21 protein-coding genes are annotated in these 26,994 nt (G+C 66.6%); 6 read left to right on the forward strand and 15 right to left on the reverse strand.

What is annotated here, in order from left to right; all coding sequences use genetic code 11:
- Nucleotides 1-42: 42 nt before the first annotated feature.
- Together ACSYHF_RS17120 and ACSYHF_RS17125 are read right to left on the reverse strand one after the other, a co-directional pair.
- Nucleotides 43-378: a hypothetical protein gene (locus ACSYHF_RS17120; protein ID WP_005419311.1), complete on the reverse strand. Its 336-nt coding sequence runs from the start codon at nucleotides 376-378 to the stop codon at nucleotides 43-45.
- Nucleotides 375-1,418: a S41 family peptidase gene (locus ACSYHF_RS17125; protein WP_447575838.1), complete on the reverse strand. Its 1,044-nt coding sequence runs from the start codon at nucleotides 1,416-1,418 to the stop codon at nucleotides 375-377. The genes ACSYHF_RS17120 and ACSYHF_RS17125 overlap by 4 nt, the downstream gene beginning before the upstream one ends.
- Nucleotides 1,419-2,141: 723 nt before the next feature.
- On the opposite strand from ACSYHF_RS17125, the gene ACSYHF_RS17130 reads away from it, so the two are divergent.
- On the forward strand, nucleotides 2,142-2,312 hold the full coding sequence (locus ACSYHF_RS17130) for a hypothetical protein (RefSeq protein WP_447575839.1): 171 nt from the start codon (nucleotides 2,142-2,144) through the stop codon (nucleotides 2,310-2,312).
- A gap of 156 nt (nucleotides 2,313-2,468) precedes the next feature.
- On the opposite strand, the gene ACSYHF_RS17135 is transcribed toward ACSYHF_RS17130, so the two are convergent.
- The 6 genes from ACSYHF_RS17135 to ACSYHF_RS17160 form a co-directional block, all read right to left on the reverse strand.
- On the reverse strand, nucleotides 2,469-5,990 hold the full coding sequence (locus ACSYHF_RS17135) for an autotransporter outer membrane beta-barrel domain-containing protein (protein ID WP_447575840.1): 3,522 nt from the start codon (nucleotides 5,988-5,990) through the stop codon (nucleotides 2,469-2,471).
- Nucleotides 5,991-6,313: 323 nt separating this feature from the next.
- Complete coding sequence (locus ACSYHF_RS17140; protein WP_447575841.1) at nucleotides 6,314-7,381, reverse strand: acyltransferase family protein; 1,068 nt, start codon at nucleotides 7,379-7,381, stop codon at nucleotides 6,314-6,316.
- Nucleotides 7,381-8,529: an N-acetylglucosamine-6-phosphate deacetylase gene (nagA, locus tag ACSYHF_RS17145; protein ID WP_134956164.1), complete on the reverse strand. Its 1,149-nt coding sequence runs from the start codon at nucleotides 8,527-8,529 to the stop codon at nucleotides 7,381-7,383. The genes ACSYHF_RS17140 and nagA overlap by 1 nt, the downstream gene beginning before the upstream one ends.
- Nucleotides 8,529-9,557 (reverse strand): SIS domain-containing protein, encoded by a 1,029-nt coding sequence (locus ACSYHF_RS17150; RefSeq protein ID WP_005419331.1) that lies wholly within the window; start codon nucleotides 9,555-9,557, stop codon nucleotides 8,529-8,531. The genes nagA and ACSYHF_RS17150 overlap by 1 nt, the downstream gene beginning before the upstream one ends.
- 7 nt (nucleotides 9,558-9,564) lie before the next feature.
- Nucleotides 9,565-10,632 carry a LacI family DNA-binding transcriptional regulator gene (locus tag ACSYHF_RS17155; protein ID WP_005411045.1) on the reverse strand — a complete coding sequence of 356 codons (1,068 nt, stop codon included), beginning with the start codon at nucleotides 10,630-10,632 and terminating at the stop codon, nucleotides 9,565-9,567.
- Between the two features lie 39 nt (nucleotides 10,633-10,671).
- Entirely contained in the window at nucleotides 10,672-11,964 is a 1,293-nt protein-coding gene (locus tag ACSYHF_RS17160) for a sugar MFS transporter (RefSeq protein ID WP_005419333.1), read from the reverse strand.
- Between the two features lie 375 nt (nucleotides 11,965-12,339).
- Between ACSYHF_RS17160 and ACSYHF_RS17165 the strand changes: the two genes are divergently transcribed.
- The 3 genes from ACSYHF_RS17165 to ACSYHF_RS17175 all read left to right on the forward strand — a co-directional run bounded on the left by ACSYHF_RS17165 (nucleotide 12,340) and on the right by ACSYHF_RS17175 (nucleotide 18,632).
- The gene (locus ACSYHF_RS17165) at nucleotides 12,340-13,356 is read left to right on the forward strand and encodes a glucokinase family protein (RefSeq protein WP_447575842.1); all 1,017 of its coding nucleotides are present in this window, start codon (nucleotides 12,340-12,342) and stop codon (nucleotides 13,354-13,356) included.
- Nucleotides 13,357-13,499: 143 nt separating this feature from the next.
- Complete coding sequence (locus ACSYHF_RS17170; RefSeq protein ID WP_447575843.1) at nucleotides 13,500-16,163, forward strand: TonB-dependent receptor; 2,664 nt, start codon at nucleotides 13,500-13,502, stop codon at nucleotides 16,161-16,163.
- A 111-nt stretch (nucleotides 16,164-16,274) separates the two neighbouring features.
- Nucleotides 16,275-18,632, forward strand: a complete 2,358-nt coding sequence (locus ACSYHF_RS17175; RefSeq protein ID WP_447575844.1) for a family 20 glycosylhydrolase — start codon at nucleotides 16,275-16,277, stop codon at nucleotides 18,630-18,632.
- A 118-nt stretch (nucleotides 18,633-18,750) separates the two neighbouring features.
- On the opposite strand, the gene ACSYHF_RS17180 is transcribed toward ACSYHF_RS17175, so the two are convergent.
- Both ACSYHF_RS17180 and ACSYHF_RS17185 read right to left on the reverse strand, forming a co-directional pair.
- Nucleotides 18,751-19,143, reverse strand: coding sequence for a VanZ family protein (locus ACSYHF_RS17180; protein ID WP_069139177.1), 393 nt, complete (start codon nucleotides 19,141-19,143; stop codon nucleotides 18,751-18,753).
- Nucleotides 19,140-20,324: a class I SAM-dependent methyltransferase gene (locus ACSYHF_RS17185; protein WP_061479676.1), complete on the reverse strand. Its 1,185-nt coding sequence runs from the start codon at nucleotides 20,322-20,324 to the stop codon at nucleotides 19,140-19,142. Before ACSYHF_RS17185 ends, ACSYHF_RS17180 begins: the two co-directional genes overlap by 4 nt.
- Nucleotides 20,325-20,383: 59 nt before the next feature.
- On the opposite strand from ACSYHF_RS17185, the gene ACSYHF_RS17190 reads away from it, so the two are divergent.
- Nucleotides 20,384-21,121, forward strand: coding sequence for a pteridine reductase (locus ACSYHF_RS17190; protein WP_005419347.1), 738 nt, complete (start codon nucleotides 20,384-20,386; stop codon nucleotides 21,119-21,121).
- A gap of 65 nt (nucleotides 21,122-21,186) precedes the next feature.
- Here the strand turns inward: ACSYHF_RS17190 and folK are convergent, their stop codons facing one another.
- Nucleotides 21,187-21,672, reverse strand: coding sequence for a 2-amino-4-hydroxy-6-hydroxymethyldihydropteridine diphosphokinase (gene folK / locus ACSYHF_RS17195; RefSeq protein ID WP_447575845.1), 486 nt, complete (start codon nucleotides 21,670-21,672; stop codon nucleotides 21,187-21,189).
- Between the two features lie 90 nt (nucleotides 21,673-21,762).
- Between folK and ACSYHF_RS17200 the strand changes: the two genes are divergently transcribed.
- Entirely contained in the window at nucleotides 21,763-22,506 is a 744-nt protein-coding gene (locus ACSYHF_RS17200) for a 20S proteasome subunit A/B (protein ID WP_065178043.1), read from the forward strand.
- Nucleotides 22,507-22,580: 74 nt separating this feature from the next.
- Here ACSYHF_RS17200 and ACSYHF_RS17205 read toward each other — a convergent pair whose 3' ends face one another.
- The 4 genes from ACSYHF_RS17205 to ACSYHF_RS17220 all read right to left on the reverse strand — a co-directional run bounded on the left by ACSYHF_RS17205 (nucleotide 22,581) and on the right by ACSYHF_RS17220 (nucleotide 26,968).
- Nucleotides 22,581-24,092 (reverse strand): ATP-binding response regulator, encoded by a 1,512-nt coding sequence (locus tag ACSYHF_RS17205; RefSeq protein WP_005419354.1) that lies wholly within the window; start codon nucleotides 24,090-24,092, stop codon nucleotides 22,581-22,583.
- Nucleotides 24,093-24,096: 4 nt separating this feature from the next.
- Nucleotides 24,097-24,537: a response regulator gene (locus tag ACSYHF_RS17210; protein WP_005411057.1), complete on the reverse strand. Its 441-nt coding sequence runs from the start codon at nucleotides 24,535-24,537 to the stop codon at nucleotides 24,097-24,099.
- Nucleotides 24,534-26,351, reverse strand: a complete 1,818-nt coding sequence (locus tag ACSYHF_RS17215; RefSeq protein WP_005419357.1) for a sensor histidine kinase — start codon at nucleotides 26,349-26,351, stop codon at nucleotides 24,534-24,536. Before ACSYHF_RS17215 ends, ACSYHF_RS17210 begins: the two co-directional genes overlap by 4 nt.
- A 230-nt stretch (nucleotides 26,352-26,581) precedes the next feature.
- Nucleotides 26,582-26,968, reverse strand: coding sequence for a BON domain-containing protein (locus ACSYHF_RS17220; RefSeq protein ID WP_053498227.1), 387 nt, complete (start codon nucleotides 26,966-26,968; stop codon nucleotides 26,582-26,584).
- Nucleotides 26,969-26,994 lie beyond the last annotated feature (26 nt).

Here is a 26,994-nt window from a genome sequence, read left to right on the forward strand (position 1 = left end):
TCCGGTACGTGGTTGCAGGGCAGACTTTAACAGGCCCGGTCCTCAACCGAGGAATCCATGCCGCCACAGCCAGCCCAGCGCGGCCAACCCGGCCACCCCCACCAGCATCAGCGGCAGGCCGAAGCGGTGCCACCACGGGATCGGTACCCCGCCCAGCTGCTGGTCCATGGTCTCGGTATCGAGCACCCAGCCGTGCTCGCACCGGGTGCAAGCCAGTTCGTAGCGGCGCTGGTAGGTGAACCCGAACAGCAGGTCGATGCGCGCCATCTTGTAGCGCAGTTGCGGAGCGAACTCGGTTTCCGTCTGGCAGCGCAGGCAGTGGTGCGCTTCGGTGGGGCCGACGATCAGCACCCGTTCCTGTTGGCCGATCAGGATCATGACCGGGTGCCCTGGCAGGCGGGCTGCGCCAGCAGCCAGGCCTGGGCGGCGGCGACGGTGGCCGCGTCACCCTCCACGCGCTGGTCGGGCTCGATCTTCAAGCCATCACCACGATCATTGCGGTCCCGCATCACGCTGGTGGTCAGCAGCAGGCGACTGCCATCGGCAAGCGTGTGCACGACATTGCCAGTGGAGACACCCGCAGTAGGCTGACCGAAACTCCGCGTCTGCAGACGACCACGCCACGCCAGCACCGAGGCCTCGCCCGAACTGCCGGTGCGCGGCCCGAACAGCACCGCCACCGGCGCGCCGGGCTGCCGCAGCACATAGCCGGACTGGCCGAAGTCCAGCACCGACTTGCCTGCACGCTGTACAGCGGTCGCGGTCAACGTCCAGCGCTCCGGCCCCTGTGCGGCTTCGAACGCTCCCACATCTTCGTTGTTCACCACCGAGGTGCGCAGCAACGGTGCCATGCCCAGCAGCATCGGCCACATGTTGCCACCGCTGTTGTCACGCAGGTCGACGATCCAGCCACAGCGCATGCCGTCGTCCTTGCTACGGATGACCTGCTGCCACCGCGCGGCACGCTGGATGTCCTGGCGGAATTTCTCCTGCGGCGTCGCGCCGGGCATAGGGGCATAGCCCTCGATGACCACCCAGCCGATGCGCGCATCCACCGCATCGACGGCCTTGGCCCGGTCCACGGCGGCGGCACCTGCCTGCTGCGCGCGCGCAAGGGATTCACGCTGGCGCTGGGTCGTGGTCCATGCACCATGGTGGCCGGTGCTGAGCGCAATGGCTTCGCGCAGAACGGCCAGCCGTTGCGCGGGGTCGCCCTGCGCCGATTGCAGACGGATGCGGATGGCGGGCCAGTCCACCCGATCGCGATACAGCGCCTGGCGTTCAAGCAGGCTGAGGATCTCGGCCAAGGCCTCCGGCGAGGGCACCTCGACCGTGCTTGGTGTATCGGCCATGGCGCCGGTCGCCAGCAACACGAACATCAGCGCGCCGATGCGACGCACTCCCTTGCGAACCTGCATGCGACGCTTCCTTGTCGTTGAGTCAGGACCGCAGCATAACCGGGGCATGATCGCTTGCGCCACGCGCGAACTGTCGTATCCGGCCCGGTCGCTGGTTGCAGCAAGGCGGCTTGCGTGCAGTCACCACATTGCAACTTTGCCCATGTCATCGCGGCGCACAACGCGCCAAGGTGGCCCGCGTCGGCGCTTCCTGCGCTGACCGGGATTGGCGTCCTGAATGAAGCTTTTCACGAGCGGGCTTGCAACGTCGTTGCCGGCCCGAACAATGCACCGTCCGTCGTTCTGCGGCGGGCGGTGCGTGGGGATCCCCGGATCCGCCGGCGTCATTCCTCGTGAAGAGCTTCACCGGCACGCCAACCCGCACCGCCCGCCACCTTGCATCCCGCAGGTGGCCTTGCCTTGTGAGGTTGCTGCCATGAACACGCCCTACCCCACCTATCCACGCCTGCAGGCACTGCTCGGTGCTGCATTGCCCGACCTGCAGCTGTCCACTACGGCAGCCGAAGCGTTGGAAGATGCACTCGCCGAAGCCAACGAACAGGCGCCGCCGTCGGCGTTCTTCGCCCGGTTGCGCGGCATCGCAAACAGCCACGGGGCCGACGGCCAGGCGTGGCGCGAGCGGCAACTCAGCGAGGCGCGCAGCCGGGACCTGGCCGAGGCAAGCGGCAACTCAGCGAGGCGCGCAGCCGGGACCTGGCCGAGGCAACGCGCTGCCTGGCGGCAGTGTCTGCGTGTGGGGGCGTGTTGCTGGCGGCGCAGTCGGCGCGCGAGATGGATGGTGCGCAGGCGCAGTGTCCACCGCAGGTGGAGGAAGGGCTGCTGCATGCGGTGGTGGTGCTGGCCGATCATGCCGGAGCGTTGGTGGAGCCGGATGCGTGCGCGCCGTTGTCGTAGAGCCGAGCCTACGCTCGGCTGCGCTGTGCTCATGGCGTCGGTGGGATTCGTGCCGACCAAGGTCGGCACCTACCAGAGCAGGTCATGGCGGCGGAAAGCACCGTGCCGACCAAGGTCGACACCCACCAGGGCGGGCCATGACATCTACACCGCGCGCTACCAGTCCGCACGCAGACCGATGTTGCCTTCGATCACGCGGCGCTTACCATTGTCGCTACCACCGATTTCGCGCGTGTAGTCGGCCACGGCATAGGCGCTGATCGTACGGTTGAAGCGGCCGGCGATGCCTACGCCAGCCTCCAACGCACGGTAGCGCTGCGAGTTCTCGATCACGTCGTTGCCAAAACGGATGCGGTCCTCGCCAGAACGGCCGTGCCAGTAGTTCAGCTTGAAGTACGGCTGCCAGCCGTTGTCGGCCAGCTGATAGTCTGCCGCCAGACGCAGTCCCACACGGCCGGTCCAGGCGTTGTCGTTGTCGAAGGACACCACAGATACCGCATCTCGCTGGTCATCCAGCGATGTACGTTGCCAGATCACTTGCACCTGCGGTTCCAGCCACCATGCGGACTGACCGAACTGGAGCAGCGGTTTGCCCGCCTCCAACGAGACACTGGTGCCACTGCCATCCAGCTCGATGCCCAGCCCTCGCATCGAGCGGGCGTGGCCGTCATAGTGGCTCTGCATCGCTACCACGTCCACGTACCCGCCGGCCGATCCTGTCAGGGTCCAGTACAGCCCCACATGCTTGTCATCCAGTCTGGTCTGGCCAACCTGCACATTGTCCCAGCCACCCGCCGTGCCGATCGCCTTGCCCTGTGCGCGTGTGCGCCCGACGAACACACCCACCTGGTTGCGATGGTCATCGCGGTTGCCTGCCCATAGATCGAGACCAGCCTGCAGGCCTTGTACGTCACCATCGAAGCCCGGGCGAGCATCACCCTTCCAGTGCAGCTCACTGCTCTGGCCAACCAGGCGGCCCCAGGCAGTGCGTGCGGGCCCTTGGTTGTACAGCAGCCGCTGTTCACCCTGGCGTTCGTGGAAGGTGCCCAGGCTGGCCAGCGATGTGTCACGCAGACTCGGCGGCAGCACGGCATACGTCGGCGTTTCCGGACGATACAGCGGTACCACGCCTTCATCATTCGGCTCGGCCGGGGTTGCACCCGGCGTGGGCGGTGACACGCCCTCCCCCGGCGGAACGATCGGCGGCGGCATCGGGATCGACCCGCCACCCTGGGGTGACGGGCCCGGGGCGGGAATCGGTTCCGGTTCAGGGCCAGGTGCCGGGTCCGGCAATGTCGACCGCAGATACCAGTTCTCGCGGGTACCTGCCGACTGCCCCCCTTTGTACAGGTAGTAGTCGTACGCCCCGGCAGAAACCGCCGAGAGCAGGGAGAAGGCATCGTTGCGGGTACTGCCGCCGTTCTGCGCCTGCACCACCAGGATGCCGTCAACCAGGGTTTCGGCACCCCCGCCCCCGACGTTGGTGATGCCCAGGCCAGTGCGGCCGCTGGCGACACCGCCCTCGATCACCAACCGGTCGCTGGCGGAGTTGTCGGCGCCGAGCACGGTCTTCAACAGCACGCTGCCACCCTCACCGCGATAGTTGCCAGCAACCGTAAAGGCATCGCCGGGGCTGCCGGCATTGGTCAGTTCGATACGGCCGGCGTTGATCACACTGGCCAATGTTCCCGCGTTGAATGCGTTCACTGCATGGCTGCCGCCGCCCGCAAGCACTGCGCTGCTGCCATCTATCGTGAACGTTCCCGTCGCCGTCGCGCTGTCACCCAGTACCAGGTCGCCATCAAAGGTGAGCTCGCTTCCATTCACGGCTGCCACGGTTTCCCAGTTCTGGAAGCGGGCAATGCCGGCCGTTTTCGTATTGTCGAACGTAAGGCTGTCGTTGCCGGTGCCGCCATTGAACAGTGGCACGGCCCCCATGTTGGCCACAGTGAGATTGGCCAGCACGGCGACATCGTCATCCGGACCCATGTCGATGGCCCCCTTGACCCCCCCCCCTCCGTTCCAGGTCAACGTGTCGTTGCCGGTGCTCAGCAGCAACTGCCCGGCCACGGTGCCACCCGTGATGGTTACATTGTCGCGGCCACCACTGACGCTCACGTTCCCACCGATGAAGGCCGTGCCGGAAATGATGATGGTGTCATCATCGAAGCCGGTGACCACATTGCCATCGACAACGCCGCCGGACTGGTCCCACAGGTTCTTTTCAAGCTTCATGTTGACGCGGCCAATGCGACCGTCGCTCATCCATGCACGGTCGCCATCCTCGAACGCGCCGATGATGCGGCCGCCGCTCATGCGGAAGGTATCGGTGCCATCGCCCTGGAACAGCGAATCGATCGTGCCGCCGGTCATCAAGAGGTCATCGCGGCCATTGCCCTGTTGGACTTGGCCGACGATGGTCCCGCCATTGACGGTCAGCTGGTCGTCACCGTCGCCCTGCGAAACGGAGCCAGTGACGCGGCCGTTGGCACCCACCACGATCTGCTGCGCACCTGAGTCGCCGGTAACGTTGGCCGCGCCCCCGCCCTGTGCTTGCACAGTGTTGTCCAGGCGCAGCACCGTATCGCCAACCATGTTGATGCCCGATGTTTCCAGCAGGCTGTTCACTTGCAGCGTGCCTTCGCGGAGCGTGGTGGCACCGGCCACGCTGGTGATGCCGGCGAGCGTCAGCATCCCCGCACCGGTCTTTTCAAGCGCGCCACTGCCAGTCACCGCGCCACCATAGGTGCCATCGTCGGTCTGTGCGAAGCGCACCAGGCCGTTGTTGGTCACCGTCGGCGGCAGGCTCTGCGCCCGCGCTTCCAGCGTGCCACCCGGATCCACGATCACCTGACCGGTGTACTGCGCGTTGTTGCCGGTCAAAGCCAGCACGCCCTGTTGTACCGTGGCCACGGTCACCCCAGTGATCGAACCGGACAGGGTCCAGCGGCCACTGTCGTTCTTGGTCAGCGACTCGAAGCCGACGAAATTGCCTGGCAGGGTGGAATCACCGGTGCCGCTGAGGAAAATCGCGTCATTTCCAGCACCACCGCTGAAGTTGCCGGTGATGGTCGAGCCGGTATAGATGCGCAGGATGTCGTTGCCACCGGCCAGATTGATGTTGCCGATCACCTGGCCGCGATTGGTGAAGTCAAGCGCACCATTTCCAGAGCCACCGATGACGGTGCCCGGTGCCTGGATGACGCCGGTTTCGGTATTGATGATGGTGTTCAGGCCCGAAGTATTCTGCGACCAGATTGCCACGGAGTTGGTTGCGCGGATGATGCCGCTGTTGGTGACGGTATTTCCCGCGCCCTGGAAGTTGATTGCTTCGGCACTGCCTTGCGTTCCCTGTGCAAGGATCTGGCCCCCTTGGGCTACGGTGATCTGGCCATTGGTGCGGGTTTCGACCGTATTGCCGCCGGTACCGAACAGGCCGCCGGTGCTGGTGGCGGTTGCGCTGACTGTACTGCCACTGCCAACGCTGATCACCGCATTGTCACGCAGGGAGATCGCATTGGCATTGCCGACCACGATACTGGCGCCGGCCTGTATGTCCACGCTGCGATTGTCTTCAGCGGCATTGTTGCCGGTGCCGACCGTGGATGCCCAGGGATCCGGCGCCGTTGGCGAGCAGACCGTTGATGACGCCGTGGTGACACAGTTTGCCAAAGCCACCGGCGTTTCAAGCACAAGCAGGGCAGGCAGGGTCAGTGCCTGAAGAATGGCCAAGGTCAGAGAGTGACGGCACAGCGAGTGTGAAACGCAACGGCTCATATAGCACTCCTTGGCGAATGGCTGGGACTGCAGACAAAGTCACTTCGTCGGAAGTCTGCCGCACCCTGAATTGTTCCGATAGGTGAACTTGCGTGGCGACAATCACATTTCAGGTGTGAAGTCCGGCCGTCGTCACACCACGGGGACGTGACTGAAACCGTTCATTCTTCCGGCGTTTGGGTCGGCCCCTTTTCCTGCGGAAAGGGGTCCGACCCCGGGGCTGCTCAGATCTTCAGGTAGATTTTCCGCCGGTCCAGCCACCATGCCACGCCCCACCAGAGTGCGACGAACGCCAGCGCCTGCAGCATCGATGCCAGCTCGAGCGCCTGCGGCATCGCGGTGGCCAGCTGCTGCCAGATCCAGCCCCAGGCGCCGGTCGCCATCAGCACCACCGACATCACCGATGCCCCCAGGTACGCAGTGATCGCGTTGACCCCGAAGCGCCGGCCCAGCGCCGGCCATCCCTTCAGGTCTATCAGCACGTGGCCCAGCCACAGCGCCAGCGCGGCCAGGCCACCGGTCCACAGCACGTAACTGGGCGTCCACAGCTGCTTGTTCAACGGCAGCACCCCGGCCAGCAACAGGCCCAGCACGGCGGTCGCCACGCCCAGCCCGGCCAGTGCCGTCGGACGCCCGCTGCGCAGCAGGCCACCGGCCAACAGGCCGAGCACGGTACTGCCCAGTGCACCCAGCGTGCTCAGCAATCCTTCCGGGTCATGGCCGAGGCGGGTATCGGCACGCCATTGATAGATCCACGGTGCGAACAGCGTGGTGTCCAGGCGGCTGGCCGGGTTGGTCCACGGCGCCAGGTCACCGACGCCCAGCAGCAGCACCGTGTACCCCACCAGCAGTCCAACAAGCATGCCGGCCTGCATGCGCGGCCGTGCATACACCGCCAGCACACCCACCAGCGCCGCGCACACGGCGATCCGTTGCAGCACCCCCCAGATGCGGAAGTGGTGTGTATCCAGCGCCCACCAGATCAGCAGATGCAGCAGCGCACCGGCCACCAGGATGCGCAGCGCGCGCTCCAGCACACCGCGCGCCAGTGCAGGACGCGCAGCGGCATCCAGCGCGCGCGGTGCCACGCTGAAGGCCATCGACACGCCCACCAGGAACAGGAAGAACGGGAACACCAGATCGGTAGGCGTGCAGCCATGCCATTCCGAATGGCGCAGCGGCGCGAACACTGCACTCCAGTCGCCTGGATTGTTGACCAGCAGCATCGCCGCCACGGTGATGCCGCGCAGGGCATCGATCGAGCCCAGACGGCGTGGCGGCGTACTGTTCATCAGGCGGCCTCGTACTGTCCGGCAATCCAGGTGCCACGTACCTGCAGGGCGTCATCCAGCAGCACCAGGTCGGCCTGGTAGCCCTCGGCGATGTGGCCCAGGCGGTCGTCGACATTGAGGAACTGCGCCGGGTAGGTCGAAGCCATGCGCGCGGCTTCGGCCAGCGGCTGGCCGAGCAGCTGCACGGTGTTGCGCACCGCCGTGGCCATGTCCAGCGCCGAGCCCGCCAGCGAACCGGCGGCATTGCGCACCACGCCGTCGATGGCGGTGATGGTTTCGCCGTACAGCACGTAGCTGGGATCATCCGCACCGACCGGCGGCATCGCATCGGTCACCAGCAGCAGGCGGCCGCGCGGCTTGGCCGCCAGCGCCACCCGCAGGCTGGCCGGATGCACGTGCACGCCATCGACGATGATGCCGATCCAGCTGTCGCGGTCTTCCAGCGCAGCGCCCACCGCGCCGGGCTCACGGCCCTGCAGCGGCGACATCGCGTTGTACAGATGGGTGAAGCCACGCACACCGGCATCCAGGCCGGCGCGGATCTCTTCGTAGGTGCCTGCGGTGTGGCCGGCGGCCACGATCACGCCACGTTCGACCAGCGCGCGGATGGTCTCCAGCGGCACGCGCTCCGGCGCCAGGGTCAGCAGGGTCACCCCGTTGTCCAGCGACGCGGCCAGCGCGATCTCTTCTTCGTCCGGCACGCGGAACTTGCTGGCATCGTGCGTGCCCTTGCGCGTCGGCGCGATGTAGGGCCCTTCGAGATGGATGCCGATCACGCCCGGCACGCCCTGCGCGATCGCCTCGCGCATCGCACCGATGGCTTCGCGCATCACCGCCACGTCATCGCTGATCAGCGTGGGCAGCATCGCGGTGGTACCGAAGCGGCGGTGAGCCTGCGCGATGGTACGCAGCGAGGCAACATCGGGCGTGTTGTTGAACAACGCGCCGCCACCGCCATTGACCTGCACGTCGATGAAGCCGGGCAGCAGCCAGCCGCCGCCCAGGTCCACCTGCTCGGCAGCATGGCCAAGCTGTGGTGCGGCGTCGGGCAACAGAGCGGTGATCTGCCCGTTTTCGATCACCACCGCCAGGTCATCGCGGAAATCATCGCCGGCGAGAATGCGGGCGTTGCGCAGCACCGTTGCCATCACACCGTCTCCGTAACCTTGTTCAGATGCGGCGGCAGATCCGGGTTGAAGCCACGACGCAGCGCCAGCGCATTGATCGCGCGATAGAAGCTCTGCACGGTCAGCAGCGGTGCGCACAGCGGGTGCGGTGCGGCCGCCACCGGCAGGTTGCCGCCGGCCCCGGCCAGCCACACCTGCGCGCCCCGTGCAGAAAATTCCTCGACCACCGCGCGGGTGCCGGCGCCGGTTTCGTCGGGCTGGGCGAAGGCCAGCACCGGGAAGCCGCGGTCGACCAGCGCCATCGGGCCATGCTTCACTTCGGCCGAGCTGTAGGCTTCGGCGTGCAGGCTGCAGGTTTCCTTGAACTTCAGCGCCGCTTCCTGCGCCGCGCCCAAGCCCAGGCCACGGCCGAGCACGAACAGGTTGGTGGCCTCGACCAGGCCTTCGGTCACCGCACTCCAGTCGCACTGCCAGGCTTCACGCATCGCGTCCGGCAGCAGGTCCAGCGCGTTGCGCAGGCTGCTGTCCTGCTTCCAGTAGGCGGCCAGCTGCAGCAGTGCAGCCAGCGAGGCCAGGTAGCTCTTGGTCGCCGCCACGCTCTTTTCGGCACCGGCATGCAGCGGAATGACCGTGTCGGCCAGCTGCGCCAGCGGCGAATCCTCGACGTTGACCAGCGCGATCACGCGTGCGCCAGCGGCCTTGGCCGCCTCGGCGTTGCGCAGCAGGTCCGGGCTCTTGCCCGACTGCGAAATGACGATGAACAGCGCACCGCGCAGCTGCAGCGGTGCGGCATAGACCGACCCCACCGACGGCGAGGCCGACGCAACCACCAGGCCCAGCTGGGTTTCCAGCAGGTACTTGCCGTAGGTGGCGGCATGGTCGGAGCTGCCGCGTGCACAGGTGACCACGAACGGCGGCGGCGCCGCGCGCAGGCTGGCGGCCAGGGTTTCCAGGGTGGCGTGGTTGCGCGAGAACTGGCGGGCAACCACGTCGGCCGCTTCGGCGGCCTCGGCGAACATCAGGGTGGACGTGGGGTCTGACAGCGACATGGCGGGCTCAGGCAGGATCGGAAGGAAGGGGGCGTGCGCCGGCCGGGCGCATCGGCGCGGTCGAGCCGCGCACCACCAGCTGCGGCACGAAGCCCTGGTTGTGCAGCGGTGCCGGCGCATCGTCGTAGGCGTCGCTGCGCAGTTGTGCGATCAGCAGGCGCGCGGCGTGGCGGGCGATGTCCTCGGTGGCCTGCTTGGCGGTGGTCAGCGGTGGCCACGACTGGCGCGAGAACGGGCTGTCCTCGAAACCGGCGATGGACAGGTCGTAGGGCACGTTCATGCCGGCCGACTTGGCGGCGGCCAGCACGCCGGCAGCGATTTCGTCGTTGGAACCGAAGATGGCGGTGGGCGGTTCGCGCAGCGCCAGCAGGCGGCGCGCCCCACGGAAACCATCGTCGAAGGTGTAATCGCCCTGCACCACCAGGTGCTTGTCCACGGTCATGCCGTAGTCCTTCAGCGCCGCTTCGTAGCCGGCATAGCGTTCGCCCGAGGAGCGGTGCGAGCTGCCGCCCCAGAGGAAACCGATGCGCTGGTGACCGAGCTGGATCAGGTGCTCGGTGATCTCGTAGGCCGCCTCGCGGTCGTCGACGAACACGCAGGCGCCGTCGGCCGGGTCTTCGGTGGCGGCGATGATGCGCACCAGCTTGATGCCACGCGCGGTCAGCGCCTGGATCAGGTCTCGGCGCTCGGACATCGGTGCGGTCAACACCAGCCCGGCCAGCCGCGAGCGCTGCACCCAGTCGGCCAGTTCATCGGCCAGCAACGGCGAGCTCGAATCACAGGGATGGATCTGCAGGCCGAAACCGGTCTCGCGGCACGCGGCCAGCACGCCGTTCTGCACGCCGATGATGTGGTACGGGTTCGGGTTGTCGTAGACCAGCCCGATCACGAAGGTAGTGCCGCTGCGCAGGTTGCGCGCGGACGGATCGGGCTCGTAGTCGAGCTCGGCGATGGCACGCAGCACCCGCGCACGGGTGGCCTGCATCACCGAGGGCTCATTGTTGATCACCCGCGAGACCGTCTTCAGCGAGACCTTGGCCTTCTCCGCAACGTCCTTGATGGTCGCTCTGCGCATGGGTTTTCCCTGGGGTTGGCTGCAGTCCATCATCGCCGATCAGGCCTTGTCCTGCGGCAGGCCGGCACGATGGCCGATCACCGAGTAGAACAGGATGTACAGGTAGCACGGCACCATCAGCAGCACGAACACCAGCTGGAAGTCGATGTGCTGCTTGAGCACGGCGAACAGCTGCGGAATGATCGCGCCGCCGGCGATGCCCATCACCAGCAGGGCCGAGCCGGTCTCGGTGAAGCGGCCCAGGCCGCGGATCGCCAGCGGGAAGATGGCCGGCCACATCATGGCGTTGGCGAAGCCCAGCAGGGCCACGAAGGCCACCGAGACGTAGCCGTGGGTGGCCCAGGCGCCCAGGCAGAACACCACGCCCATCACTGCCGAAATGGTCAGGTAGCGCGACTGCGAGACCAGGCCGGGGATCGCCAGCAGGCCGACCACGTAGCCGGCCAACATCGCACCCAGCGTCAGCGAGGTGAACATCTTGGTCTGGTCCAGCGGCAAGCCGAAACCGTGACCGTAGGTTCCGATCGCATCACCGGCCATGACTTCCACGCCTACGTACACGAACAGGCACAGCACGCCCAGCCACAGATGCGGGAACTGGAAGATGCTGCGGCGCTCGGCCGTTCCCGGTGCACCTGACGGCGTTGCATTGGCTTCGGAGGACTTGATCTCCGGCAGAGGCGAGAACAGCACGGCCACCGCCAGCACCACCAGCAGCGCGGCCATCGCCAGGTACGGCGCATGGATCTTGGCGGCGAATTCGTTGAGCAGCGCGACCTTGGTGACCGCGTCGGCGGCCTGCACCTGCTTGTCCAGATCGCCGATGCCGTGCAGCACCAGGGTGCCGATCAGCACCGGCGCCAGCATGCCGGCGATCTTGTTGCAGATGCCCATCAGCGCGATGCGGCGTGCCGCCGTTTCAATCGGGCCGAGGATCGAGATGTAGGGGTTGATCGCGGTCTGCAGCAGGGCGAGGCCGCTGCCGATCACGAACAGACCGCCGAGCGCGCCCGGGTACCAGCGCTGGGTGGCGAATTCACCGAACAGCGCGGCCCCCCCGGCCATCACCAGCAGGCTCAGGCTCAGGCCCTTCTTCATGCCGGTGCGGCGAAGGATCCAGGACGCCGGCAGGGCCAGGAAGAAATAGGACAGGTAGAACACCATCAGCACCAGGAAGGCACCGACCTCGCTGAGTTCGAAGGCCAACTTGACGAAGGTGATCAGCGGGCCGTTGAGCCAGGTGAAGAAGCCGATCAGGAAGAACAACACGCCAACGATGGCGATGGAGGTGGCCACGTTCGGGCGCGCGCTTGCAGCGGGGACGGCGGACATCAGGAGGGCTCCTGCGGCGACGGCCGCAGAACGCGGCGTCGGAGAGTGGCTGGGAACAACGTTGTCACATTCTTTCGATGGACAACGGCGGTTTGTCAACTTCCATGCACGCCTGGGTAAACCTCGTGCTGCACTGCGCAAGCCCACCGCGGTACGCCCCGCTGAATGCGCGGCAGGCCTAGAGCCCCGTGCAGCAATGGTTCCCACGTGAAACCCGTACTCACACCATGTAAACGTTTACTGCATACCGCATTCGTTGCGACGCAGCAACGAAAGTGTCACGAACTCGTTGACATCGTTGTCAGCGCGGTTACAGACTCCGCCCCAATGCCGCCCCCGATCCCCGGGCCGGCCCTACCTGCAGCAGGAGCCCGCGTGACCGCCAGCCACCCCGCCCCGTCGCATGTCCTGTCCCGCGTCGCGCCCTCGTTCCTGGCCGCCGACGTCGGTGGCACCCATGTGCGCGTGGCCCGGGTCCAGGCCAGCGGTGACGCCACCCATCCGGTGCAGGTGCTGGAGTACCGCAAGTACCGCAATGCCGACCATGCCGGCCTCAGCGCGATCCTGTCCGACTTCCTGGGCGAAGGCCCGCGGCCCACGCATTGCGTGGTCGCCAGCGCCGGCTATGCCCGCGAAGACGGCACGGTGATCACCGCCAACCTGCCGTGGCCGCTGTCGGCGCGCCAGGTGGAAGCCGAGGTCGGCCTGCAGCGGGTCTACATCGTCAACGATTTCGAAGCGGTGGCCTACGCCGCCGCGCAGGTGGACGCCAGTGGCGTGCTGCACCTGTGCGGGCCGGAGACCGCCGCGCGTGGCCCGACCCTGGTGGTCGGCCCCGGCACCGGCCTCGGTGCAGCGCTGTGGATCCCCACCGCGCACGGCCCGGTGGTCCTGCCCACCGAAGCCGGCCAGCCGACCCTGGCGGCCAGCACCGAACTGGAAATGGCCATCGTCCGCCACATGCAGCGCGACCGCGCGCACGTGTCGATCGAGCATGCGATCTCCGGCCCCGGCCTGATGAACCTGTACCGTGCGGTGTGCGTGCTGCAGGGGCAGGCGCCGACCCTGGCAAGCCCCGACGCAGTCACCGCTGCGGCCATGGCCGATACCGATGCGCATGCGCGCCAGGCGCTGGATGTGTTCTGTGGCCTGCTCGGCAGCACCATCGGCGACATGGCGCTGTTCTACGGCGCCCACGGTGGTGTCTACCTGGCCGGCGGCATCCTGCCGCAGATCCGCGAATACCTGCACGCCAGCACCTTCGTCGAACGCTACCTGCAGAAGGGGCCGATGGGCGAAGCGCTGGCACGCATCCCGGTAAAGGTCGTCGAGCACGGCCAGCTGGGCGTGGTTGGCGCTGCCAGCTGGTACCTGCAGCAGTCGGCCGCCTGACACCGCAACAGGCTTCAACGCAATCGCAGCACGCAGTACGTGGCACGCCAACGCACGGGACTTCGCCGCCGCCCCGCGCATGTCATCGCAACCGTAACCGAACACCGCCGCCGGCACCCAATCGAGTGATGAGGAGAGACATCATGAACACCCGCAAGACCCTGCTTTCGGCCGCCATCGTCAGCTGCATCGCCTTCAGTGCGCACGCGCAGCAGGCGGCCCCGACCGCCACCGATCTGGACACCGTGACCGTTACCGGCATCCGTGGCTCGATGGAGAAGTCGCTGGACACCAAGCGCGAAGCCAATGCGCGCGTGGAAGTGGTCACCGCCGAAGACGTGGGCAAGCTGCCCGCGCACAACGTTGCCGATACCCTGCAGCGCCTGCCCGGCGTGAACATCAGCTCGTCCAGCGCCGACGAAGGTGGCTTCGATGAAGCCGACCGTGTCAGCCTGCGCGGCACCAGCCCGAGCCTGACCCAGACCCTGATCAACGGCCACACCGTCGGCTCGGCCGACTGGTTCGTGCTCAGCCAGGGCAACAACGTCGGCCGCAGCGTCAGCTACTCGCTGCTGCCGTCGGAACTGGTCAGCTCGGTGGAAGTGAACAAGTCCTCGCAGGCCAAGCTGCAGGACGGCGGTACCACCGGTACCGTCAACATCATCACCCGCAAGCCGCTGGAGTTCTCCAAGCCGTTCACCGCGGAAGGCTCGATCGGCATGGTGCGCTCGGACCAGGCCAAGTCGAACGACCCGCAGTACTCGGCACTGTTCAACTACAAGAACGAGGAAGGCACCTTCGGCGTGATGGTGCAGGGCTTCAGCCAGAAGCGCGAGCTGCGCCGTGAAGCACAGGAAATCCCGGGCGGCTTCTTCAAGATCGGCGCCGGCGATCCGGTCGCCAAGACCAATCCGGACCTGATCGGCGTCAATGTGCCGGGCCTGCTGGGTTCGACCCTGTTTGAGCAGACCCGCGAGCGCAAGGGCGGCCTGGTCTCGTTGCAGTTCAAGCCGAGCGACAGCCTCACCCTGGGCCTGAATGGTTTCAGCTCCGAGCTGAAGGCCAACAACTACAACCGCAACTTCATGATGTTCGGCAACAGCTTCGCCAAGTCGCAGGCGCCGGATCCGGGCTATGTGGTCAAGGACGGCGTGCTGACCAACGCCAGCTACAGGGGCGTGCCGGGCACCGACTATGCGGTGTACGACATGATCTACCGCGAGTCGAAGGCCAAGTCGAGCTATGTCACCTTCGATGCCGACTGGCAGATCAGCGACAGCCTGACCGCCACGTTCCAGGCCGGCAGCACCAAGGGCACCGGTGAGACGCCGCGCCAGTACATCGCCGAGGTCACCCTTGCCAACGGCGGCGGCGCCAGCTGGGCCACCCACGGCAATGGCTCGCCGATCGACTGGAACGTCGGCGGCGACCTCTCGCCCAACGGCGTGACCAGCTTCGGCACCTGGGGCAACCAGCAGGTCACCGCCGAAGACAAGGAGAAGTGGGCAACGCTCGACTTCAACCAGTACTTCAACGATGGCGGCGTACTGAGCTCGATCGACTTCGGCCTGCGTTTCGCCGACCACAAGCGCGAAGCGCTGTCGCCGGAAGGTGCAACCCCGGGTGACATCTGGAGCGCGCTGAAGAACGGTGCCACGGCCAACTATCCCAGCGGCTTTGCCGGCGACATCGGCGGCACCTTCCCGCGCAACCTCTGGTACTTCACCCCGGGCGCGCTGAAGGACGCGGTGACCAACAATTCCACCTGGCTGGCCGGCAATGATGGCCCGACCGGTCGCCACAACTATGGCGCCGAGTGGAAGGTGAAGGAAAAGAACTTCGCCGGCTACGTGCAGGCCAATTTCCGCGGCGACTGGTGGAGCGGCAACGTCGGCCTGCGCTACGTCAACATCAAGCAGGACATCGACACCTACAACGCCGTCAGCAAGGCCGCCGATGCCGATGTCAGCAGCCTGTTCGGCATGTGGGAGCGCCTGGCCTTCCAGAACAAGCGCAACCGTGTCCTGCCCAGCGCCAACATCAAGTTCGACCTGGACGACTCGATGGTGCTGCGTGTCGCCGCCTCGCAGACCCAGACCCTGCCAGACTACTCGGCGCTGGGTGCCTCCTCGTACGGCTCGGACCTGAACCGCACCGGCGGTGGCGGCAATCCAAACCTCAAGCCGACCCTGTCGACCAACCTGGATGCCAACCTGGAGTGGTACTTCATGCCGCGTGGCCTGCTGTCGGTGGGCGCGTACCACATGAAGCTGAAGGACTACATCGCCTTCGACGTGGTCTCGCGCCAGCTGTACAGCGAACTGACCAACCAGCTTGAGACCTACCAGATCTCCACTCCGATCAATGCCGACGGCAAGGTCACCGGCGTGGAAGTGGCCTACGAGCAGCCGATCGGCGAGTACTTCGGCATCAATGCCAACTACACCTACGCCAACGGCACCACTTCGCACACCTGGTCGGATGGTTCGCACAACCTGCTGGGTACTTCGAAGAACACCTACAACGTGGGTGCCTACTTCGAGAACGAGCGCTTTGGCGCCCGGGTCAGCTACACCCGCCGTTCCTCGTTCCTGATCAGCCTGTCGGGCACCAACCCGTACTACCAGGATGACTTCGGCACGCTGTCGGCATCGCTGAGCTACAAGGCCACCGATTGGCTGAGCATCAGCCTGGATGGCCTGAACCTCAACAACCCGACCTACAAGTACTACCAGACCGCGGCCATCCCGACCTCGTTCTACAGCAACGGTCGCCAGTACTACCTCAACTTCCGCTTCAAGTACTGATCCAGCGGCGGCAACATCGCCGAGTCGTGCACGCACGCCGGGCCTGGGTCATTCCGGGCCCGGCGTTTTTCATGTATAGCGTTCATCGCACCGTTCCAAGGAGTCGTTCCGATGGTCAAGCCTTCCCGCGCCCGGATGCGCAGCGCAGTGCTGCTGGGCAGCCTGCTCGCCCTGTTGCCGGCACTGCCCGCACTCGCCGCTGATCCCACGCCGGCCGCTGAAGCACCGGGTCCGCAGCTGCGTGCCGGCAGCCTGATGCTGATTCCCGCCCCGGCCACGGTGCAGCACGGCCAGGGTAGCGGCATCACCGTACGCGCCGATACCGCGCTGCAGGCCGAAGGCGAGGCCGCACAGCGGGTCGCCACCCAGTTCGCCGATCTGCTGGCGCGCAGTGGTGGCCCGCGCCTGGCGCTGGCCAAGGGCAAGACGGCGGCCAGGACCGGTGGCATCCGCTTCCAGATCGTGCCCACCTTCCGCGACAGCGGTGAGAGCTACACGCTGGAAAGCACCGCACAGGGCGTGCTGGTGCAGGCCGGCAACGAAACCGGCCTGTTCTATGGCGCGACCACGCTCGCCCAGCTCGCCACCGGCGGCAGCAACGGCGTGCTGCCAGCGGTGCAGATCCAGGACGCGCCACGCTTCAGCTGGCGCGGTTTCATGCTCGACTCGGCACGGCATTTCCAGAGCCTGGACGAGATCAAGCGCGTGCTCGATGCCATGGCCGCGCACAAACTCAATACCTTCCATTGGCACCTGACCGATGACCAAGGCTGGCGTATGGAGATCAAGCGCTATCCGAAGCTGACCGAAGTGGGCAGCTGCCGCCTGCCGGCCGGCGACGGTGGCATCGATCCGGTCACTGGCAAGGAGCATCCGTATTGCGGCTTCTACACGCAGGAGCAGATCCGCGAAGTGATTGCCTATGCTGCAAAGCTGCATATCCAGGTGATTCCGGAAATCGATGTGCCGGGGCACGCGACCGCAGCGATTGCCGCGTACCCGGAACTGGGTTCGATCAATACCCCGCTGAAGCCGATCAGCGAATGGGGCGTATTCCCGAACCTGTTCAACGTCGAAGACAGCACTGTCACCTTCCTCGAAAACGTGCTGGAAGAGGTGATTGCGCTGTTCCCGGCCAAGTACGTGCACGTCGGTGGCGACGAGGCGGTCAAGGACCAGTGGGAAGCCTCCAGGCAGGTCCAGCAGCGCATGCGTGCGCTGGGCATCAAGGATGAAATGGCCATGCAGAGCCACATCATCAAGCGCCTGGAGACGTTCCTGGAGGAACACGACCGGCGCCTGATCGGCTGGGATGAGATCCTCGAAGGTGGGTTGCCGCCACAGGCCACGGTGATGTCGTGGCAGGGCACCGAAGGTGGCCTGGCCGCTGCCAGTGCCGGCCATGACGTGGTCATGTCGCCGGTGGGATACCTGTACCTGGATTACCTGCAGACGGCCTCGCCGAATGAACCGCCGGGTCGCCCGGCCCAGGTCAACCTCGGCAAGTTGTACAACTTCGAGCCGGTGCCGGCCGAGCTGCCGGCCGACAAGCGCCAGCACATTCTCGGCCTGCAGGCCAACATGTTTACCGAGCACACGCGCACCTACGCGCGCCTGCAGCACAACCTGTTCCCGCGCCTGGCCGCCGTGGCCGAGACCGGCTGGAGTACGCCGGAACATCGCGACTTCCGCGATTTCCTCGCGCGCCTGCCCGCGCAGCTGCAGCGCTACCGTGCCTGGGGCCTGGCCTACGCGCAGACCCCGTTCGAAGTGGGCGTGGACTACACCGATGATCGCGCGAAAAACTCCGTGACCCTATCGCTGGCCAACCCGCTGGGTTATGAAGTGCGCTACAGCACCGATGGCCAGCCGGTGACCGCGCAGTCGCCGTTGTACCAGCAGCCGCTGACCGCGACGCTGCCGACCACCGTGCAGGCCGCTGCGTTCTACCAGGGCCAGATGCTGGCCGCGAAGCCGACCATCGCCACGTTCACCGCGCAGTCGCTGCTCAGCCGCCGCAGCGATGCGCTGCTCAGCTGCGTGGGCAAGAAGGGGCTGGTGCTGCGCCTGGAAGACGACGGCCCGCGCGAGGGAACGCGTGCGGTGTTCAACGTCGACATCTTCCAGCCATGCTGGCGCTGGCCGCAGGCGCAGCTGGACGGCATCGGCAGCGTGGAGGTCCGCGCGGGCCGCATTCCGTACTACTTCCAGCTGGCCCACGATGAACCCAAGCGTCGCTTCGAAAAGGCCCGGAGCGCACATGGCGAAATGCTGATCCGCCGCGGTGATTGCACAGGCAAGGTGCTGGCTCAGGTACCGCTGCCGGCCACGCCCGATGACGATGGCTTCGTGACCCTGCGTGCGGCGCTGCCGAAGGGCACGCAGGGCACGGGTGACCTGTGCATCAACTTCACCGGCGATACGCGCCCGGCGATGTGGGTGCTGGATGAGGTCACGCTGAAGAAGTAACCGCAAGCCTGTCCTGGCGCAATCCATCCACGCATGGCGTGGATCTACTGTAGAGCCGAGCCCATGCTCGGCTGCCTTTCGGGAGGGAGCCGAGCACGGGCTCGGCTCTACAGGAACCTCAGCCCCGCCAGCGCATCAGCAGATCGCGCAACGGGGTCAGTGCCGTGGCCATGCCCGCCAGCACGCCGATCGTGTTGGCAATGGCATCCATCGGATCGGCAGTGCGGTTGCTGGTCAGCGCACCCTGCGCGAACTCGATGCCGACGCCCATCAGCACCAGCCCCACGCCCACCCATAGCAGCGGGCGCCCCGGCCGGAACAGCTGCACTGCGCTGCCGGCCAGGATGAAGTAGGCGAGGAAGTGCTCGCCCTTGTCGCTGTTTTCCGGCAGCGGAATCGGCGGTGGTGGGATCAGGCAGACCACGACCACCAGCAGTACCGCCAGCACCCACAGCACAGTCCACAGCCGCGGCCGCCGCAGCGGCTTGATCAGCGGCAACGCACTGCTCACAAGCGCCAGCTCAGGTCGCCCAGTTCGAACGCCGGCTCGAAATCGACACCACGCTGCAGGCCGATGGCCTGGAAGCGCTCGCCCATCTCGGTCGGCAGGGTCAGCTTCTTCACCTGGTCACGCAGCTGGATGCGGCCGACCTCATCCGTGCGCTCTTCGGCCAGCAGCAGCACCTGGTCCAGGCCGTTGCCGAGCAGGAAACTGGCCTGGCTGCAGTACCCCGCCAGTTCGAAACCACCGTGCATGCCCGCCTCGGCCATCGCAGTGAAATCCACCGACGCGGTGATGTCCTGCAGGCCCGGCCAGCGATGCACGTCGTTGTGCACGTGGTGGCGGTAGAACGCGCGGACCGTACCATCGTCGCGGTCGTGCTGGTAGAACTCGCTGCGGCTGTAACCGTAATCGACGAACAGCATCGCACCACGCTGCAGGCCGCCAGCCACTGCCTGCAGCCAGTACGGCAGCTGCGGCAGCACCTCGGAGCGGTAACCGTCGGCAAAGGGCTTTTCCAGGTAACGCTCGATGTGGCGCACCGCACCGTTGAGCAGGATGTCAGCGGGCTGCGCGCCACGGATGAAGTTGCCTTCGCCATCAAGCTCGACGGTTTCCTCGTAGACCTCGCCGTCCCGGATCAGGAAGCGCGGGGTCGGCAGCGCGTCGATCACCTCGTTGGCGAACACCACGCCCTCCCAGTCCTCCTCGAACGGGCGGTCGATCCAGTCCACGCGCGCGGCCAACTCGGCCGGCAGGTTCTGCTGCAGGCGCTGCTGCTGGCGCTCGCGCAGGTCGGCGCTGGGTTCGAGGATGGCGTAGCGCGACGGCAGCGCGTCCAGTTCGGCCAGGCGCAGCAGCACGGCCTCGGCGAAGGCGCCGGTACCGCCGCCCAGTTCCAGCATGCGGGCCTGCGCGCCCAGCTGGGCGAACACTGGCGCCAGCGCATTGGCCACGCTGCCGGCGAACAGGCTGCCGAGCTCGGGTGCGGTGGTGAAGTCGCCGCTGCCACCGAACTTGCTGGCGCCGGCGCTGTAGTAGCCCCAGCCGGGGGTGTACAGGCACAGCTCCATGAAGCGCGAGAACGGCATCGCCCCGCCCTGCGCAAGGATTTCGGCACGCAGGGCGGCCGCCAGCTGGTCGCTGTGGGCCAGGGCATCGGCTTCGGGCAGGGGGAAGGTGGGCTGCATGGCGTCTTCGAATGCGGTGACAATGGTGCACAGGATAGCCGAGCCTTGGAGGACCCTCGATGAGCGATACCCACCCCGTGGTCCTGATCACCGGCAGCGCGCGCCGGATCGGTGCGGCCATCGCCCGCCAGTTCCACGCCTGTGGCTGGTCGGTGGTACTGCATGCCAACACCTCCAGCGCCGAACTGCAGCAGGCCGCGTTCGATTTCGACAATGTGCGGCCGGGCAGCGTGCTTGCGCTGCAGGCCGACCTGCGTGACGCCGACGCCCTGCCCGACCTGGTGGAACAGGCCGTTACCCACTTCGGCCGCCTGGACGCGCTGGTCAACAACGCCTCCAACTTCTATGCCACCCCGCTCGGCCAGGTCACGGCCGAGGCGATGGACGAGCTGTATGCGGTCAATGCGCGCGCGCCACTGCTGCTGTCACAGGCCGCCGCGCCCTACCTGCGCCGCCAGCAGGGCTGCATCGTCAACCTGACCGACCTGCACGGCACCGATCCGATGCGCGACCACATCGCCTACACGATGGCCAAGGCCGCGCTGGAGATGGCCACCCGTTCGTTGGCGCTGGAGCTGGCGCCGAAAGTGCGGGTCAATGCGGTGGCGCCCGGCGCGATCCTGTGGCCCGAACAGGGCAAGGACGATTTCGCCCGCGAGGCGCTGCTGGCGCGCACGCCTTTGGCGCGGATCGGTACGGTCGAGGAGATTGCCGAAGCGGTGTACTGGCTGGTGGCCGAAGCCAGCTTCGTCACCGGCCACACATTGCGCGTGGATGGCGGGCGCACGGTAAGTTGAGGCGCTGCCGGGATCCACAACAGGGTCAGATCCCTTTTCCCGCCGGGAAAAGGGATCTGACCCCATCACTCAAGGTCAACCACCTCGAACGCCTCGCCAAACTGCGCGTGCGCGCGCCACAGCGTGGCCAGGTCCAGCCCGCTGACCGGATCGATGAAGTCGGGCGCGATATCGGCCAGCGGCTTCAGCACGAAGGCATGCTTCAGTTCGGGACGGGGAATGCGCAGGTGGCCGGGACCTTCCACCACCAGGTCGCCGTAGAACACCACGTCGATATCCAGGGTCCGGTCGGAGAAGCGCGGCCCGCTGCGGTCGCGGCCGTGCGCGTCTTCCAGCGCATGCAGCCAGTCGTCCAGTTCCTGCAGCGGCAAGTCCGTCTCGATCGCCACCGCGTTGTTGAGGAAGGCCGGGCCGTCGAAGCCGACCGCGGCGGTACGGTAGGCCTGCGAGACCTGCAGCGCGCCGAAGCGCTCGCGCAGGGCCGCCACCGCGGCGTGGAGGTAGCGGCGGGGCTGGACATTGCTGCCCAGGCTCAGGAGCACGGTCGTCATGCGGTTCAGGTGGCAGCGATGGGGGGCGTGGACATGCCGTCGTCACGGCGGCCTGCCTACAATCCGGGACGCACATGATAGGGCACCGACATGACCTATTGCGTTGGAATCGAGGTGGACGAGGGCCTGGTCTTCGCTGCCGACACCCGGACCAATGCCTCGCTGGACGATGTACGCGTGCATCGCAAGCTGCACGTGTTCGAATATCCCGGCCAGGCAGCCTACGTGCTGATGGCGGCTGGCAACCTGGCCACCACCCAGTTGCTGGTGTCGCGCCTGGGGCGCGATGCCGACGAACGGCGCTCACCCAACCTGCGCGACATGACTCACCTTTTCGAGGCCGCCGCGTACGTTGGCCAGTTGCTGGTGGACAGCCAGGTGCACAGCAGCCACAGTGAACATGGCCACGATGGGGTCAATACCCAGGCCACGCTGATCTTCGGCGGCCAGATTGCCGGTGAGCGGCCTGGGCTGTACATGATCTACCCGCTCGGCAACGCCATCGCCGCCTCACCGGAGACGCCCTACCTGCAGATCGGTGAATCCAAGTACGGCAAGCCGATCCTCGACCGCATCCTCAGCCCCGCCACGCGCCTGGAGGATGCCGCCCGCACGGCGATCGTCTCGTTGGACTCCACCATCCGTTCCAATCTGTCGGTAGGCCTGCCGATCGACCTGGCGCTGCTGCGCGACGGTGAACTGCGCATCGGCCAGCAACTGCGGCTGGGCGCGGATTCAGCGCTGTACGCCGATATCCACCAGAACTGGTCACGGCGCCTGGAACAGGCGGTGGACGCCCTGCCGCGGTTCCCCTGGGAAACGCTGGACCGGTAGTGCCGGCCGCTGGCCGGCAACCGCAATGATCCCACCGCACGGGGATGCCGGCCAGCGGCCGGCACTACCCTTTGTCAGCCCAGCGCCTCGGCCACTGCGCGGAACACCTGTTGCATCTGCAGCGGCTTGCGCAGTACATGGACGTCCACGCCGGCCGGGAAGGCATCGGCGGGCACCGCCACCGCCGCGTCCTCCAGCACCAGCGCCGGGCCGCGATAGCCCAGCGCAGCCATCTCGCCCAGCAGCTGGCTGGCCGGCAGCAGCTTTGAGCCGGCGTCTGCAATCACCAGCGCCGGCATCGCCTCCTGCTGCATCCAGCGCAGCGCCGCCGGGCCATCGGAGGCCAGCTGCAGCTGATACCCCTGGCTGGACAGCGCGTTGCCGAGCAGCGACAGGCGCGTGGCTTCGCCGTCGACCACCAGGATCGACTGGCCACTGCCCAGGGCCACCAGCTGCTCGATCGGCTCGCTGCCGTCGCTGGCTTCGTGCATCGGCAAGCGCAGCTCGAAGCAGGTGCCCTGCCCCGGCTGGCTGCTGACATGGATGCTGCCGCCGGCGCCTTCGACGATGCGCTTGCAGGAAATCAGACCCAGGCCGGTGCCATCGGCCTTGGTGGTGAAGAAGGGATTGAACAGGTGCGACAGCGTGTCCGCATCCATGCCGATGCCTTCGTCGGACACGCAGATCTGCATCCAGTCCACGCCATCGCGCTGCCCGGCATGGCTGGCGGTCAGGCTCAGGCGGCCACCGTTGGGCATCGCCTGGATCGCGTTGAGCGCCAGGTTCAGCATTACCTGCTGCAGTTCGGTGTAGTTGGCGTCGACCACCAGGCCTTCGTCCAGCACCTGCAGTTCCAGGCGCACGGCATCGGGCACGTTGCTGCGCAACAGCAGCGCCACCGCGTCGAACAGGCCGTCGATCTCGATGCGCTCGCTCGGCTTGCGCGAACCACGCACGAACGACAGCATCGACTCGGCCATCTCATGGCCGCGGCGGCCACACTCGGCGATGACGTCGGCCAGGTGGTGCAGCTGCGGATCCTCGGTGCGGGCCTTCAGCAGGTCCGGCATGATCAGCAACGGCTGCAGGATGTTGCGCAGGTCGTGGCTGAGCCCGGCGGCAAGCAGGGACAGGCTTTCCAGGCGCTGCGCACGCATCAGTTCGGTTTCCACGCGTGCGCGCTCGACCGCACTGCGTGCATCGCGGATCGCACGCGCGACCGCCGAAGGCAGGCGCGCAGGCTGGTGCTTGATGATGTAGTCGTTGGCGCCCTTCTGCAGCGCCGCTACCGCATTCTCCTCACCCATCGTGCCGGAGACGAAGATGAAGGGCACCTCCGGTGAGGTCTCGCGCACGATGCGCAGCGCGTCGTCACCGGAGAACCCCGGCATGCTCAGGTCGGACAGCACGATGTCCGGCTGGAACACAGCCAGTGCCTGGCGCAGTTCCGCCTCGCTCTCCACACGCTCGAAGCGGGCCTCCAGGCCCGCGTCGAGCATCTGTTCGGACATCAGCTCGGCATCTTCCGGTGAGTCTTCCACCAGCAGGATGCGCAGCGCCCCCAGGGCGGGACCGGTCAGGGGCATGGGCTCACTCGAGTTCCGGTGCCTGGTTGATCAATGCCCAGAACTTGCCCAGGGTCTGCACCGCGCCGAAGAACTGGTCCACGTCCACCGGCTTGACCACGTAGGCGTTCACGCCCATGTCCCAGCTGCGGGCCAGGTCACTTTCCTCGCGCGAAGACGACAGGATCACCACCGGCAGGCGCTTGAGTTCTTCGTGCTCGCGGATCTGCCGCAGCACTTCCAGGCCATCCATGCGCGGCATCTTGATGTCCAGCAGCAGCACCGCCGGCAAGCCTTCCTCGCGGTTGGCGAAGGCGCCGCGGCGCAGCAGGTAGTCCATCACTTCCACGCCGTCCTCGACGTGCACGATGGGATTGGCCAGACGCGCTTCTTCCAGGGCGTCGATCGCCATTTCGGCATCCGCCGGGCTGTCTTCGGCGAGAAGAATGGTGCGCAGAGTCGTCATGCAGAGGGACCTTGTTTGTCCGCGTCGGTCGCGGGGGGCAGGTAGAAGTGGAAAGCAGCGCCGACGTCCGGTTCGGCCTCGGCCCAGATACGGCCACCATGGCGGGTCAGAACGCGGCGCACGCTGGCCAGGCCGATGCCGGTCCCCGGGTAGTCACTGGCCTTGTGCAGGCGCTGGAACACACCGAACAGCTTGCCGGCGTAGGCCATGTCAAAGCCTGCACCATTGTCGCTGACCGTGAACTGATGGCCGCCGTCGGGCTGCTGCTGGTAGTCAACGCGGATCTTCGCCGGTTCGCGGTTGCCCGAGTACTTCACTGCGTTGCCGAGCAGGTTGAGCCAGACCTGGCGGATCATGTTTTCGTCGCCCACCACGATCGGCAGCGGCGCGATGCTCCACTCCACCTGGTGCGCATGGCCGCTGTTCTCGGCCTCGGCCTGCAGGTTGGAATCGAGCATGGCGCGGGTGTCGGCCACCAGCGACTGCATGTCCACCGCCTGCTGCCGCATCGCCGCGCGGCCAAGTCGCGAGTAGACCAGCAGGTCGTCGATCAACGCTGCCATGCGCCGGGCCGAACTGGAAATCACGTCCAGATAGTGGCGGCTCTTGTCATCAGCCTGGTCGCCGAGGTGGCGCGACAGCTTGTCGGAGAATCCTGCCACGTGGCGCAGCGGTGCACGCAGGTCATGCGAGACCGAATAGCTGAAGGCCTCCAGCTCGCGGTTGACCTCGGACACCTGCGCAACCTTGCCTTCCAGCTGGCGGTTCAGCTCTTCCACGCGCAGCTGCACTGCGCGCTGCATGGTGACGTCGCTGATGGTCAGCAGCACCACCTCGTCATCGCTGTCGGGCAGCGGCATGCGCCGCGCGTTGAGCAGCATGTAGCGCACCATGCCGTCGGCGGTGCGCTGCTCGTGCTCGAAGTCCCACAGTTCGCGACCGCGCGACAGTACGTCGGCCAGGCGCTGCCGGACCACCGGGTCCTGCCATGCGTTGTCGCCAACGTTTTCCAGCAGCAGGCCGTCGGCGCGCTCGTCCTGCAGGCCGTACAGCTCAGCGAATGCTGGATTGTGCAGCTGCACGCGCAGGTCGCGGTCGAGCAGCACGATCGGTTCGCGCACGGTCTGCAGCACCGACGCCGCACGTGCAGCCGAGCGCAGCGATTGCCGCTCCGCATGCAGGCGACGGCCGATCTGCCGCTGCAGCAGCCACAGCACCAGGCCGAGCAGCGCCAGCTGGATCACCAGCGAACTCCACGACACCAGTTCGGTCTGCTTGCGTTGGCGCGCCGCCTGCTCGGCGCGCAGCGCCAGCAGCTTCTGCTCGCTGGCCTGCAGCTCTTCCACCAGCCCGCGGATGGGATAGCGCGTACTCAGGTCCTGCACCAGCTCGCGCTGGTCGCTGTTCGGTTCGGACCTGGCCAACTCGCGGGCAAGTGCCATGCGGCCTTCCAGCATCGATTCGATCCGACCGATGCGGATCAGCTGGTCGGGATTGTCGCGGGTCATCCGGCCCAGTTCGGCCAGGCGCCCGGGAATTTCATCGGCCCGGGCCATGCGTTCGCGCAGGCCGGGGGCATCCACGCCCTTGGACAGGGTCAACGCGGCCGATTCGACATCGCGCACATCGGCCTGCAGTTGCTGCAGTGCCACGCCCACGGCCTGGGTGTGGTTGACCCAGGCCATCGCTTGTTCGCTGTCCTGCTGCAGTTTACGCAGGGTCAACCACGGCACGACGATGATCGCGGCGGCGGCCAGCGCCAAGGCCGGCAACCGCCAGCGGTCCCAGATGTCGTCACTGAAAACCAGCGCCATAGTTCCTCGTCAGCTCTGCCGCGACGCGTTGGCCGGGTCGAGCCCGGTTGCGGCGGAACCGGCAATATAGCGCAGGCGGTCACAACTCTGGAATTTCCAGCGCGGTCGGCTGAACGGGTTGGCAATCAGACCTGTAGGGCCAAGCCCATGCTCGGCTGCCTTGGAGTGCCAGCCGAGCATGGCTCGGGTCTACAGGTCAGCGGGCGCCCCACGCGGGGCGCCCAACCGGTTCAGCGCTTGGCGGCAGCGCTGACCTTCAATGCGGCGGCATCGACGCGGGTCACGCCCTTGATGCCCTTGGCGGTGGTGACCGCCTTGTCCTTCTCGGCCTGGGTGGCCACGGTGCCGCTCAGGCTGACCACGCCGTTCACCGTTTCCACCTTGATCTCGGTGCCCGGGACGTTGCTGCTGGTCAGCAGGTCCGCCTTCACCTTGGTGGTGATCCAGCTGTCGGTCACCGGTTCGTTGGAATCATGGCGATCCGCGTGGGTAGCCGGATGTGCGCTGGTGGTCGGCGGGCTCTTCGCGGCCGGGTCCTTGGCGAATGCGGCCGAGGAGGACAGTGCCAGGCCCAGCGTCAGGGCAGAAGCAATCAGCGTGCGAGTGGTATTGCTCATCGTGTCGTTCTCCTTCGGGATGTGCT

The sequence above is a fragment of the Stenotrophomonas maltophilia group sp. P373 genome, assembly GCF_053295075.1.

Coding starts and splice junctions, on each gene's coding strand:
- ACSYHF_RS17120 (WP_005419311.1), bottom strand. CDS start 378: ATGATCCTGATCGGCCAACAGGAACGGGTGCTGATCGTCGGCCCCACC.
- ACSYHF_RS17125 (WP_447575838.1), bottom strand. CDS start 1,418: ATGCAGGTTCGCAAGGGAGTGCGTCGCATCGGCGCGCTGATGTTCGTG.
- ACSYHF_RS17140 (WP_447575841.1), bottom strand. CDS start 7,381: ATGAACAGTACGCCGCCACGCCGTCTGGGCTCGATCGATGCCCTGCGC.
- nagA (WP_134956164.1), bottom strand. CDS start 8,529: ATGGCAACGGTGCTGCGCAACGCCCGCATTCTCGCCGGCGATGATTTC.
- ACSYHF_RS17150 (WP_005419331.1), bottom strand. CDS start 9,557: ATGTCGCTGTCAGACCCCACGTCCACCCTGATGTTCGCCGAGGCCGCC.
- ACSYHF_RS17155 (WP_005411045.1), bottom strand. CDS start 10,632: ATGCGCAGAGCGACCATCAAGGACGTTGCGGAGAAGGCCAAGGTCTCG.
- ACSYHF_RS17160 (WP_005419333.1), bottom strand. CDS start 11,964: ATGTCCGCCGTCCCCGCTGCAAGCGCGCGCCCGAACGTGGCCACCTCC.
- ACSYHF_RS17170 (WP_447575843.1), top strand. CDS start 13,500: ATGAACACCCGCAAGACCCTGCTTTCGGCCGCCATCGTCAGCTGCATC.
- ACSYHF_RS17175 (WP_447575844.1), top strand. CDS start 16,275: ATGGTCAAGCCTTCCCGCGCCCGGATGCGCAGCGCAGTGCTGCTGGGC.
- ACSYHF_RS17185 (WP_061479676.1), bottom strand. CDS start 20,324: ATGCAGCCCACCTTCCCCCTGCCCGAAGCCGATGCCCTGGCCCACAGC.
- ACSYHF_RS17190 (WP_005419347.1), top strand. CDS start 20,384: ATGAGCGATACCCACCCCGTGGTCCTGATCACCGGCAGCGCGCGCCGG.
- folK (WP_447575845.1), bottom strand. CDS start 21,672: ATGACGACCGTGCTCCTGAGCCTGGGCAGCAATGTCCAGCCCCGCCGC.
- ACSYHF_RS17200 (WP_065178043.1), top strand. CDS start 21,763: ATGACCTATTGCGTTGGAATCGAGGTGGACGAGGGCCTGGTCTTCGCT.
- ACSYHF_RS17205 (WP_005419354.1), bottom strand. CDS start 24,092: ATGCCCCTGACCGGTCCCGCCCTGGGGGCGCTGCGCATCCTGCTGGTG.
- ACSYHF_RS17210 (WP_005411057.1), bottom strand. CDS start 24,537: ATGACGACTCTGCGCACCATTCTTCTCGCCGAAGACAGCCCGGCGGAT.
- ACSYHF_RS17215 (WP_005419357.1), bottom strand. CDS start 26,351: ATGGCGCTGGTTTTCAGTGACGACATCTGGGACCGCTGGCGGTTGCCG.
- ACSYHF_RS17220 (WP_053498227.1), bottom strand. CDS start 26,968: ATGAGCAATACCACTCGCACGCTGATTGCTTCTGCCCTGACGCTGGGC.